The sequence below is a fragment of the Flavobacterium sp. genome, assembly GCF_028712645.1.
Classification (GTDB): Bacteria; Bacteroidota; Bacteroidia; order Flavobacteriales; family Flavobacteriaceae; genus Flavobacterium.
In genome coordinates this window covers 1-12,100 of the sequence record NZ_JAQTPQ010000100.1, presented here as the reverse complement: position 1 = coordinate 12,100, position 12,100 = coordinate 1, and the positions used below count along the sequence as shown (strand labels likewise).

Annotated in this window: 10 protein-coding genes; 6 read left to right on the top strand and 4 right to left on the bottom strand. The window is 34.8% G+C overall.

Annotation, left to right across the window (positions count from 1 at the left end):
* The 5 genes from rpoC to PHC28_RS09140 form a co-directional block, all read left to right on the top strand.
* Positions 1–3,253: DNA-directed RNA polymerase subunit beta' (gene rpoC / locus PHC28_RS09160; RefSeq protein WP_300099059.1), on the top strand; the 3,253-nt coding region annotated here is incomplete at its 5' end.
* Between the two features lie 83 nt (positions 3,254–3,336).
* The gene (locus PHC28_RS09155; protein ID WP_300099056.1) at positions 3,337–3,639 is read left to right on the top strand and encodes a DUF3467 domain-containing protein; all 303 of its coding nucleotides are present in this window, start codon (positions 3,337–3,339) and stop codon (positions 3,637–3,639) included.
* A 215-nt stretch (positions 3,640–3,854) separates the two neighbouring features.
* The gene (locus PHC28_RS09150) at positions 3,855–4,223 is read left to right on the top strand and encodes a hypothetical protein (protein ID WP_300099053.1); all 369 of its coding nucleotides are present in this window, start codon (positions 3,855–3,857) and stop codon (positions 4,221–4,223) included.
* Positions 4,224–4,497: 274 nt separating this feature from the next.
* Positions 4,498–7,464, top strand: coding sequence for a T9SS sorting signal type C domain-containing protein (locus PHC28_RS09145; protein ID WP_300099050.1), 2,967 nt, complete (start codon positions 4,498–4,500; stop codon positions 7,462–7,464).
* Between the two features lie 54 nt (positions 7,465–7,518).
* The gene (locus PHC28_RS09140; RefSeq protein ID WP_300099047.1) at positions 7,519–7,752 is read left to right on the top strand and encodes a hypothetical protein; all 234 of its coding nucleotides are present in this window, start codon (positions 7,519–7,521) and stop codon (positions 7,750–7,752) included.
* A 276-nt stretch (positions 7,753–8,028) separates the two neighbouring features.
* Here PHC28_RS09140 and PHC28_RS09135 read toward each other — a convergent pair whose 3' ends face one another.
* From PHC28_RS09135 to cas1, 3 genes are all read right to left on the bottom strand, one after another.
* Complete coding sequence (locus tag PHC28_RS09135) at positions 8,029–8,187, bottom strand: conjugative transposon protein TraM (protein ID WP_300099062.1); 159 nt, start codon at positions 8,185–8,187, stop codon at positions 8,029–8,031.
* A gap of 264 nt (positions 8,188–8,451) precedes the next feature.
* A complete protein-coding gene (gene cas2 / locus PHC28_RS09130; RefSeq protein WP_300099044.1) occupies positions 8,452–8,781 on the bottom strand; it encodes a CRISPR-associated endonuclease Cas2 in 330 nt (109 codons plus the stop codon).
* The gene (gene cas1, locus PHC28_RS09125; protein ID WP_300099041.1) at positions 8,757–9,656 is read right to left on the bottom strand and encodes a type II CRISPR-associated endonuclease Cas1; all 900 of its coding nucleotides are present in this window, start codon (positions 9,654–9,656) and stop codon (positions 8,757–8,759) included. The genes cas2 and cas1 overlap by 25 nt, the downstream gene beginning before the upstream one ends.
* A 301-nt stretch (positions 9,657–9,957) precedes the next feature.
* Between cas1 and PHC28_RS09120 the strand changes: the two genes are divergently transcribed.
* Positions 9,958–11,190 carry an ectonucleotide pyrophosphatase/phosphodiesterase gene (locus PHC28_RS09120; RefSeq protein WP_300099038.1) on the top strand — a complete coding sequence of 411 codons (1,233 nt, stop codon included), beginning with the start codon at positions 9,958–9,960 and terminating at the stop codon, positions 11,188–11,190.
* Positions 11,191–11,366: 176 nt separating this feature from the next.
* On the opposite strand, the gene PHC28_RS09115 is transcribed toward PHC28_RS09120, so the two are convergent.
* On the bottom strand, positions 11,367–12,100 hold a 734-nt coding region (locus tag PHC28_RS09115), incomplete at its 5' end, for a T9SS type A sorting domain-containing protein (RefSeq protein WP_300099035.1).

Here is a 12,100-nt window from a genome sequence, read left to right as displayed (position 1 = left end):
AGGAAAACAAGGTCGTTTCCGTCAAAACTTACTTGGGAAACGTGTGGATTATTCTGCTCGTTCGGTAATTGTTGTTGGTCCTGAATTGAAATTGTTCGAATGTGGTATCCCAAAAGATATGGCAGCCGAATTATACAAACCTTTTGTTATCCGTAAATTGATAGAAAGAGGAATTGTAAAAACGGTTAAATCAGCTAAGAAAATAATTGACAAAAAAGAGCCAGTGGTTTGGGATATCCTTGAAAATGTAATCAAAGGTCACCCAATTTTACTGAATCGTGCTCCTACTTTGCACAGATTAGGTATTCAAGCATTCCAACCAAAATTAATTGAAGGAAAAGCAATCCAATTACACCCTTTAGTTTGTACTGCATTTAATGCGGATTTTGATGGGGATCAAATGGCAGTTCACTTGCCGTTAGGACCAGAAGCTATTTTGGAAGCACAATTATTAATGTTGGCTTCTCACAATATCTTGAATCCTGCAAATGGTGCGCCTATCACAGTACCTTCTCAAGACATGGTTTTGGGTCTTTATTATATGACCAAAGAGCGTTTGTCAACTCCAGAACATAAAATTTTAGGCGAAGGCTTAACGTTCTATTCTGCTGAGGAAACTAATATTGCATTAAATGAAGGTCGTTTAGAATTGAATGCTCGAGTGAAAATTCGTGCCAAAGATTTTAACGAAGAAGGCGAATTAGTTTATAAAATTATCCAAACAACAGCAGGTCGTGTATTGTTTAACGAAGTAGTTCCAGAAGCTGCTGGTTATATCAATGATGTATTGACTAAGAAAAACTTGAGAGACATTATCGGACACGTTTTGAGCGTGACTAATGTTCCTACAACTGCTGCCTTCTTGGATGATATGAAAAATATGGGATACAAATTTGCCTTCAAAGGGGGATTGTCATTCTCATTGGGAGATATTAGAATCCCAGATGAAAAACCAAAATTAATTGCAGATGCCAGAGAACAAGTTGAAGGTATTTCTGCTAACTATAATATGGGTCTTATTACCAATAACGAACGTTACAACCAAGTTATTGACGTGTGGACTTCAACAAATGCACAGCTTACAGAAACAGCAATGAAAAACATTAGAGAAGACCAACAAGGTTTCAACTCTGTGTATATGATGCTTGATTCTGGAGCGAGGGGTTCTAAAGAACAAATTCGTCAGTTAACTGGTATGCGTGGTTTGATGGCTAAACCTAAAAAATCTACTGCTGGTGGTGGTGAAATTATTGAAAACCCAATTCTTTCTAACTTTAAGGAAGGTCTTTCTATCCTTGAGTACTTTATTTCTACTCACGGTGCTCGTAAAGGTCTTGCGGATACGGCTTTGAAAACGGCTGATGCAGGTTACTTAACAAGAAGATTGCACGACGTTTCTCAAGATGTAATTGTGAATACGGTTGACTGTGGTACTTTGAGAGGTGTTGAAGTTTCAGCATTGAAAAAGAACGAGGAAATTGTGGAAACTTTAGGCGAAAGAATTTTAGGACGTGTTGCATTGCAAGATGTAATCAATCCTTTGACTAATGAACTTATCATTGGAGCAGGAGAACAAATTACTGAATTCTATACAAAACTAATTGAGGCTTCTCCAATTGAAAAATTAGAGGTTCGTTCTCCATTGACTTGTGAGGCTACAAAAGGTATTTGTGCTAAATGTTACGGTAGAAACTTAGCTACAGGAAAAATGACCCAAAAAGGAGAAGCAGTGGGTGTAATTGCCGCTCAATCTATTGGAGAACCTGGAACACAGTTAACATTACGTACCTTCCACGTAGGTGGGGTTGCGGGTGGAATTTCTGAAGAATCAAGTATTGTAACGCGATTTGGAGGTAAAATCGAAATCGAAGATTTAAAAACTGTTAAAGGCGAAGATAACGAAGGAAATGCAGTTGATATTGTAGTTTCTCGTTCTACAGAGTTGAAATTAGTTGACGAAAAAACAGGAATACTATTAAGTACAAACAACATTCCTTACGGTTCAAGTATCTTTGTTAAAGATGGCGCATCTGTAACTAAAGGAACTACAATTTGTAAATGGGATCCTTATAATGGAGTTATTGTTTCGGAATTTACAGGTAAAATTGCTTACGAAGATTTAGAGCAAGGTCAATCATTTATGGTTGAAATTGATGAGCAAACTGGATTCCAAGAAAAAGTAATTTCAGAAGCTAGATCTAAAAAATTAATCCCAACTTTATTGGTTTACGGTAAAGATGGTGAATTGATTCGTTCGTACAACTTACCAGTTGGAGCTCACTTGATGGTAGAGAATGGCGAAAAAATTAAAGCAGGTAAAGTATTGGTTAAAATTCCACGTCGTTCTTCTAAATCAGGAGATATCACGGGAGGTTTACCAAGAATTACCGAGTTGCTTGAAGCTCGTAACCCTTCGAACCCAGCAGTTGTTTCAGAAATTGACGGTGTTGTTTCTTTTGGAAAAATCAAAAGAGGTAACCGTGAGATTGTCATCGAATCTAAATTTGGTGAGGTTAAGAAATATTTGGTGAAACTATCTAGCCAAATTCTAGTACAAGAAAATGACTTTGTAAGAGCGGGTATTCCATTGTCTGATGGTGCAATTACTCCGGAAGATATTTTGAGAATTCAAGGTCCAGCTGCTGTTCAACAGTACTTGGTAAACGAAATTCAAGAAGTGTACCGTTTACAAGGGGTAAAAATAAACGACAAACACTTTGAAGTAGTAATACGTCAAATGATGCGTAAAGTAAGAGTTCAGGATCCTGGAGATACTTTATTCTTAGAAGAACAATTGATTCATACTAAAGATTTCATCGTTGAAAACGATAAATTATACGGAATGAAAGTGGTTGAAGATGCTGGTGATTCAAGTGCATTAAAACCAGGACAGATTATTTCTCCTCGTGAATTGCGTGATGAAAATTCGTTACTAAAACGTAATGATCAAAATCTAGTTGTGGCTCGTGATGTTATCACTGCAACAGCAACTCCTGTTTTACAAGGTATCACAAGAGCATCGCTTCAAACGAAATCGTTCATCTCTGCGGCGTCATTCCAAGAAACCACTAAAGTATTAAACGAAGCTGCTGTTGCAGGTAAAGTTGATTACTTAGAAGGATTGAAAGAAAATGTAATCGTAGGTCATAGAATTCCTGCTGGAACTGGTATGAGAGAATATGACAATACCATTGTAGGTTCTAACGAAGATTACAATGAAATGATGGCAAACAAAGAGGAATATATTTATTAATTTATTTAAAGATTTAGAAATTTGAAGATTGCCTCGATAGTCTTTTAATTTTTAAATCTTTTAATTTTTAAATCTTTTAAAATATGAGCAAACAACAAGAACAGATTAATATTGAGTTGGATGAAAAAACAGCCGAAGGAATTTATTCCAATTTGGCCATAATCAATCATTCTTCTTCCGAGTTTGTATTGGATTTTGTAAGTATTATGCCAGGTATTCCTAAAGCCAAAGTGAAATCAAGAATTGTTTTGACGCCTCAACACGCCAAAAGATTGTTGAAAGCCATTGGAGAAAATATACACCGTTTTGAAGTCGCTCACGGCGAAATTAAAGATGTAGAACAACCTGCAATACCGCTTAATTTTGGCCCTCCGGGACAAGCATAATTGTATAAAAGGCTCCAGAAATGGAGCCTTTTCTTTTTTACATTCTTTTGATTTTTTGGAGGACATCTCCTTTTATTAGATTTTCAAAGTGTCTTTTTTTGTGTTTTAACGAGTTTTGGGGTGCTTTATCGAAAATATTTTTTAGTAGAATAGGTTTGGTCTAGTTTTGACCTCAGATAAGAGATATAACCCCAATCACTTGTAAAAAAACAACGATGAATAATTTTTCTAAAAAAGAAGGTAACAATACAATCAACATTATTTTTATGATTTTGTTTTTTGTTTTAATTTCAAACGTTACTGTTTTTGGTCAAACTACTATAAATGATAATTCTGTTTTAAATAACACAATCGAAAATAACACTGCTGATAACAACATTGGTAAAGAAGAAGCTACAACTACGTCTTCTAATATGAATTTTGTTCTTTGGTTTATGGGTTCTAAACAAGATCCTAATGTAAAGATTGCACCAGCAGGAGAAAACACAAGAAGACAATTTATTTCTTCTGGATTAGCTCCTAATCGCTTGCTAATAAAAGCTTTTTTGAAAAAAGCAGTTAACTTTGAAAGAGCTACTGCCTAATAAATTATTCTTTTATAAATTATAAAACTCCCCTTTTTGTGGGAGTTTTTTATGGCTAGGATAACAATTACTTTATTTGGTTAAAATGAAAGGGATTACTTATAGGACATTCATTCAAAAACTCTAATTTGACCCAAAAAATACTAGAATATAAATTAGTATTATTCGAAGGAATTAGTATTTTTACAAAATGTAGTAATAAAAGTTTTACTTCTTTTATTTAGTACACGATCAAATCACTTACTTTATTCTTCTAAAATTTAAAATGTAGCTTATGAAAAACAGTACTCAAATTGTAAAAAGAAATTATTTCATCCCCTTATTGCTGCTTTTTTTTGCTGCTTCTTTTGGTCAAAATGGTATTATTGGTACTGCTTTTGGTGCCCTAGATTGGTCAACAACAAACAGTTTTTCGGCTGGAGCTGGAAGTTCAAGAATATATACAGCAACTCCTAACTCGACAGGAGATCAATATTTTAGATTAGTAAGGAATTGGTCAGGGGATTACAGTCAATTTGGTCCTTCTGGCTGTGTTGATACTCCTTGGAATAGTCCTGGAGTGGTTTATGGAATGTCTGTTTGTGGTTCAGGGGCTTTTGTTATTAATTTCCCTAATATGACAGATAATTATGTGATTAAAACTCCTAATGGAGATGCTTCTATGGATTTATTGTATTTTAGAATTCAAGGTGCCATTAGTAATGTATCTACTGTAGTGCAATCACCATTGGCTACTAACGTACCACTATGTTCTGAAACCACCGTAACAGCAACTTTAGATGCTGCTTTGTCAACTGGACAGGCAGTTTATTTGAGATATACAAACGATGCTTGGTCAAGTTCAACAGTTGTTGCAATGACAGGTTCAGGTACAACCTATACTGCGGCAATTCCATCTTTAGTCAATAGTGCTGGAGCTAATGTTTCTTATTATGTATTTACTTCAGGTGATACAGGCGTAGCTCTTGACGGTTCTAATGCTGATTTTTATACCATCAATTTAAATAGTAACGGAGGTTCAAATTATGGCTATACAGTTTCTGCAGCTGGAACAACATCAATTCCTGATGCTAATTTTGAACAGGCGTTAATTGATTTAGGACTTGACTGTAGTCTTGATGGACAAGTGTTTACAAGTAATATTAGTGGAGTTACTTATTTAGATGTTAGTAATTATAATATTGCTGACCTTACTGGAATCGAAGGTTTTACCAGTTTATATGAGCTAACTTGTGAAAGTAATTTGCTTACTTCATTAGATGTTTCTGCATTACCAACTTTAAGAAACTTATCAATGTTGGGTAATCAATTAGTCAATGCTTCCGACTTGAAGGCACATCCTAACTTGGCTTATTTGGATTGTGATGACAATCTTTTTACTTCTATAGATGTAAGTACATTAACAAATTTGACTGATTTATATTGCAGCGGCAACCAATTAACAAGCTTAGATGTTCGTGGCTTGTCGAATTTACAGTATTTTGAATGTACAAATAATCCTTCTCTTTCGTGTATTCTTGTGGATGATGTTGCGACTGCAAATACTGCCACTACAACTATAGCGGAACAAAATTATCCATCGCAACCCTACTATTATGCTAAAGATGCAACCGCCAAATATTCCTATTGTGATTGTGATTCAACCACAACTTGGACTTCTGCCTCAGGGGGAAGTTGGAGTAATGGTATACCAACAACGGGTACATATGCAGCGATTATTGCTTTTGATTATAGTGAAGCAGCAAATATAAATGCTTGTTCATTAACGGTTAATACTAATGCAAATGTCACAATACCATCTGGTTATAACGTTACTTTAAATGCTCCTTTGATAGTAGAAACTGGAAGTAGTTTTACTTTAAGCAACAATTCCAATCTAGTTCAAACCAATAAAAATTCAGTTAATTCGGGAGCTATTAAAGTAAATCGCAATAGCAATCCACTTTACCGTTTAGATTATACTATGTGGTCATCTCCTGTTGCTGGGCAAAATTTATTAGCTTTCTCTCCTTTGACTTCGGTAATTGCATCTCCACCATCTAGTCGTTTTTATACTTATGATTCAGCTACAGACTTGTATAACACAGTTGTTAATCCTTCTGTAACTTCATTTTCTATAGGGTCAGGTTATTTAATCCGTATGCCTAACACAGATCCAACTGCTGGTTATGATGCAGGAACAGCTACGCTGTCTTATCCAGGATTGTTTACCGGTGTTCCCAATAATGGTGATGTAACTCTTACTGTTGCAAGTGGAACCTATAATGCAATAGGGAATCCATATCCTTCTGTTGTTAACGCAAATGATTTTATAAATGGTAATAGTACAGATGGTACTTTGTATTTCTGGAGAAAAACCAATGGAGCTAGTGGTACAGCTTATGCTTCTTATAATTTAGTTGGAGCGGTAGTCACTTCGGATTCAGGTAATGGAGGTATAACTCCTAAGGGTCATATTCAAGTTGGGCAGGGATTTATAGTAAATGCCACTTCTACAGAATTGAAATTTACCAATGCAATGCGTGAAGCAACACCAACAAGTATCCAGTTCTTAAAAACTAAAAAAGCAGTTCAACAAGATCGTATTTGGTTGAATTTGACAAATGCTTCTGGAGTTTTCAGTCAAGCTTTAATAGGTTATATAGATGGTGCAACAGTAGGAGTTGATAATGGATATGATGGAAAATATATCAATGACAGTTCAATTGCTTTGACATCAAACATTAATGGAGAGGAATATACTATTCAAGGTCGTCCTGCTTTTGATGCTACCGATGTAGTGCCTTTAAACTTCAAAACGGATGCAGCAGGTGATTATACTATTGCAATAGACCATACAGATGGATTATTTGCAGCAGGTCAAGAGGTATATTTGGTTGATAAGACAACTAATACTGAAACCAATTTGAAATCAGGTTCTTATACATTTACAGCAGCAGCTGGAGTAGATAATGCTAGATTCACCTTGAAATACCAAAAAACATTGAAAGTAATTGCACCAGTATTCAATGATGACAGCGTAACGGTTTATAGAAATAATGGAACTCTATTTGTAAATTCAGGTGCTAGTGCTATCCAAAATATCAAAGTATATGATATGCTAGGAAGATTAATTGCAGAACAAAAAAAGGTAAAAGCAAATACTACCATTATTAGCAATTTAAAAGCAACACATCAAGCTTTGATTGTAAAAGTAACCTCTGAAGATAATAAAGTAGTGAATAAGAAAGTAGTGAATTAGAAATCGAGTAGGTGTTTAATTAAACGAAATCATTAATTTATAAAAATTGCAAAAATGAAAAATAATTTATTAAAATATTATATAGTCGCTATTTTCTTTTGTTCAACTACTTTACTCTTGGCCCAAGGACCTGGAGACACTAATGGAGGAACAGGAGATGCTGCATTAGAAGGTGCTGATGCTCCAGCTACGCCAATTGACAATTATATTTGGGTTTTAGCTGTAATAGCTTTGGTGTATGTTTTTCTAAAATTCAGAGCCATTCAAAACAAGAAAATTACAGGTTAAAGATCTTGCCAAAATTCTAAATGGTAATTAAAACCCCGTTTCATACTATGGAACGGGGTTTTGTATTTTAGAAAAACAGTATGATTTAAATTAATAAGGCCCTATTCTTAGTTATTCATAATGATTAAAAGCGTAATAATTAGGATTTATAAAAATCAGTAAGAAATATGACTAATATATTGTATTTCAATAGTTTACACTTCTATTTAATAGGTGACTATAGGAGTTTCTTAAGCGCCTATACCTATATTTTTTTCATCGTTTAAATTTTTTGAGTTATTTGGAATTCTTTTGTTTCTCGTCGTAAAGCAACATTTGATACCCTGCCTTTACCACCACTTTTATTAACTTTACCTTTTTACTTAGAAGACCTTTAGCCGCTTCAACGCCTGATCCGACGGCTTGCGCTCCCCAAGAATCACTCAAACTTGTCACTCCCAATGTCTGAATGGAACGGTCAGCAGAAGCTTTGTCCACATCTCGATTAATGGCCTAGGTACATTCAAAATAATAAAATTTAAGGGACTTACTGAATTCAAATATCTTTTAAAATTATTCATCAAAATGGATTAGAAAATTCGCTTGGCAACGATCTTTTCACGATCATATAATAAGAAATGAGAAGCCTTATAATAACATTAATGACTACATTGATTTGAATCCACAAAAATGGCTTATAGACACTTTTTTTGAGAAAAATTAAAACAATTCCAATTGTGTTGGTGCATCAACGGCATCTTGTTTGGCTTTGCCTAGATAATTGATAATCATCCCAAATTGCTTGTCGGTAATCCTTATAACACTCACTTTTCCGAGCGGTGGCACGAGTTTGTTAATTCGTTTTTCGTGTACATCGGCACTTTCACCACTAGCACAATGGCGAATATAAACCGAATATTGCATCATCGAGAATCCATCTTTCAATAAATTGCCCCGAAATTGTGAGGCATTCCGACGGTCTTTTTTGGTTTCCGTGGGCAAATCAAAAAACACAAACAACCACATTATTCGGTAGGCGTTAAGTTCCATAATTTGGGGTATTTAATCTTTTTTCTTTTTCCCATAAAACATTGTTGCAAGGAACTGGCTGTTTTTTGTAAAGCCACCATCAAAGGGCCTTTCTCCTCTTTGAAATAAACGGTTCTAGTCAATACTTGCAAAAGTTCGGCTTTGATTTTGGTATTCAATTCCTGTTCGTCGTAGTGTTGCATAATCTCGAAAACTTTCTCGTCGACCAATGGTCGAAAAGGTTCCATAATATCATCGGCGAGAGCAAAAGCATTGTATTTGCTTTTATGATGGATGCCCAAAGGGTTTAATAATCCGCTTCCAGATAATGCTCTGGCGGTTGCAGCTCGGAGAATGGCATAGCCATAATTGAGAAAATTATTAGGATAATCGCCAAATCGTTCTCGTTTGAAATCAAGTTCGAAAAAGGATTTCCAATATTGTTGGGCGGCAACTCCTTCCATATTGGTAGTGTCTCCACTCAAAACCTTGCTTGCCAAGAATTCAAAGGTATTTTTATTTTGAGTGATTTTTGCTAACAGAATACCTTGATTGCTTATTTTTTCGACAATAGTTTGTTGCCACAACTGTTTTTTTAGCGGAATCGAAGCTTCAATTTGGTTTTTGAATACTTCTTGTTGAATATGATGGCAGTTGAGGTTGAGGAACATTCCGTTGGGCAGATGATTTTTGGCGCAAATAATAACCGAAGTATTATTCTCGACCAACAAATTCATTGCTGGTAAACTAATATAAATCTCTTGATGATCCAGAACCAAAAAGCCAATATCTTCAATGGGAATGGAGCTTTCTCTTATTTCAGATTGGATGATTAGTTGTAAGTTTTTTGCGGTAATCGAAGTTTTATTTTCGATTAGAATGGATTTTTTTATCATAACATCACTATGATTAATTTGGAGTTATGTAAATTAAATAAAAAATACATTAGGTTTTTTACGGGAAACTGTAAATGGGTTTAATTTAGTAGGTTATGGATTTTGGGCGGTTTGTCGTGAATTTAATTTCAGAGAGACTTTGGTGTGAGTTTGTTGTTAAATAATTTGCTGATTATTATTGTGATAGGCTATTTTTCTGTAAATATCTAATTTTGAATTTTTGCATAAAATGATTTGATGATTTAGTAACGAAAAAAATTAAAGTTAGCGATATATTTGCATTGTACTTTAGAACTCAAATATGAAAAAAGAAGCCGTGTCAGGAATCAATAGAAAGATTATCAAAAAGCTGTTTGTATTTTTAATGTTGACTAATTATGTCTTGGCATTTGGTCAGGATTCCAGTAAACCCTATGTGGTTTTGGTTTCTTTAGATGGTTTTAGATGGGACTATTCAAAACATTTTGCGACTCCAAATTTAAATGCCATCGCTAAAGCGGGCGTGCATGCAAAATCGATGAAACCATCCTATCCCACCAAGACCTTTCCCAATCATTATTCTATAGTAACGGGTTTGTATCCGGATCATCACGGAATAATAAATAATAGTTTTTATGATCCGTTGCTCCAAAAATCATTTTCTTTATCGAGTGCTGCAAAATATGATAACCAGTTTTATGGTGGAAATCCTATTTGGAATGTTGCTGAGCAGCAAGGTCTAAAAACGGCTTCCTTTTTTTGGCCAGGTTCAGATACTGGCGAAAAAAGTCCAAGTATTTATAGAAAATATGACGGTACGGTTTCGTATTCCAATCGGATTGATACAGTAATCAACTGGCTAAATCTTCCCGAAAATGATAGACCTCATTTGATTACACTTTATTTTGATGAGCCCGACCATACAGGACATACTTTTGGTCCGTTGTCTATCGAGAACGAAAAAATGGTAATCAAAATGGATTCTATTGTGGGTGTTCTGGTTCATAAACTGGATGCGTTGCCTATCGGGAATAAAATAAATTTAATCGTTGTTTCAGATCACGGAATGGCCGACATTTCTGATTCTAAAAAAGTAGCTGTTTTGGATTATTTAAAACCAAATTGGCTTGGCTATCATCAAGTTATAAACCCAATTATGAGTATTCAGGCGAAGGAAGGATATAAAGATTCTATTGCTCAGGCTTTAAAAAAAGTGCCTCATTTAAAGTTTTGGGCAGTCAAAGATTTACCTAAAAGATTCCATTTTGGGAGCAATTCTCGGGTTTTAGATTTTGTAATCGAAGCCAAAAAAAATTATAGTTTGGTTAGTAGTACAAACCAAAAAATAGTTGGAGGTACTCACGGATATGATAATTGTAATAAAGATATGCATGCGGTTTTTTATGCTAAAGGCCCCAACTTCAAGAAGGGTAAAAAAACAGGTACATTTCAAAATGTTAGTGTTTATCCATTGGTTGCAGCTATTTTGGGATTGCAAATCGAAAAAGTGGATGGTAGTTTGCAGGAAGTGAACTCATTATTACAAAACAAGTAATCTTTATTTTTATGACTGTTCATAACGGACTAATAACCCAATAAAACACGCAGACGACACAGATTAGACAGATTTTCACTGATTTTAATATAAAACATTTTAATTTAATATAAAACATAAAAAAAACTGCCTGAAAAGTAATTTTCAGGCAGTCTCTATTTTAAGAATTAGTTAAATTATTTTTTGATAATAAGTTTGAACGATTTGGTTTGATTTACATCTTTGATAAAGTAAACACTATCATTTAAGTTGTGTAAATCAATTGTATTGATAATACTTGCTTCAACTTTAAATGTTTTCACAACTTGACCTAATTGATTTACAATTTGGAAATTACCACTTGTATTTGATTTGATATTTACACTACCTTTACTAGGATTAGGATAAATCAATAAACCAGTATTGGTTTCAAAGTTAACCGTTCCTAAAGTAGTAACTGTATAGCAAGCTGATTCAACTGTACAAGCACCAACGGTTACTGCGACTTTATAATCACCTAGACTTGCTGGTGTGAAATTTTGATTTGTTTCACCTGTTAATAAATTATTTGGGCATTCATACCATTGATAAGTAGCACCAACTTCATTGGCAGTCAATATACCAGTAGTTAATTCAGCGGTAGTATTATCAATAGCTACTGGTTCTGTAATAGTAACCGAAGTTGTAGCAGTACAACCATTAGCATCGGTCACCGTACACGTCCAAGTTCCAGCGGTCAATCCAGTTACGGAAGTAGTTCCGTCTCCAGTAGGGTTTCCAGGAGTCCAGTTGTAAGTATATCCGCCAGCACCACCAGTTGGCGTAGCTATTGAAGCAGCACCATTCGAACCTCCATTGCAAGAAATATTGGTTTGCGAAGCTGGAGTTACAGAAAGTGCAGTTGGTTGTGTTACTGTAAATGATTGAGTAG

Bases quoted from the DNA above. Each gene is read 5' to 3' on its own strand.
- cas2 (WP_300099044.1), bottom strand. From the start codon at position 8,781: ATGGAACTTAACGCCTACCGAATAATGTGGTTGTTTGTGTTTTTTGAT.
- PHC28_RS09155 (WP_300099056.1), top strand. From the start codon at position 3,337: ATGAGCAAACAACAAGAACAGATTAATATTGAGTTGGATGAAAAAACA.
- PHC28_RS09140 (WP_300099047.1), top strand. From the start codon at position 7,519: ATGAAAAATAATTTATTAAAATATTATATAGTCGCTATTTTCTTTTGT.
- PHC28_RS09120 (WP_300099038.1), top strand. From the start codon at position 9,958: ATGAAAAAAGAAGCCGTGTCAGGAATCAATAGAAAGATTATCAAAAAG.
- cas1 (WP_300099041.1), bottom strand. From the start codon at position 9,656: ATGATAAAAAAATCCATTCTAATCGAAAATAAAACTTCGATTACCGCA.
- PHC28_RS09145 (WP_300099050.1), top strand. From the start codon at position 4,498: ATGAAAAACAGTACTCAAATTGTAAAAAGAAATTATTTCATCCCCTTA.
- PHC28_RS09150 (WP_300099053.1), top strand. From the start codon at position 3,855: ATGAATAATTTTTCTAAAAAAGAAGGTAACAATACAATCAACATTATT.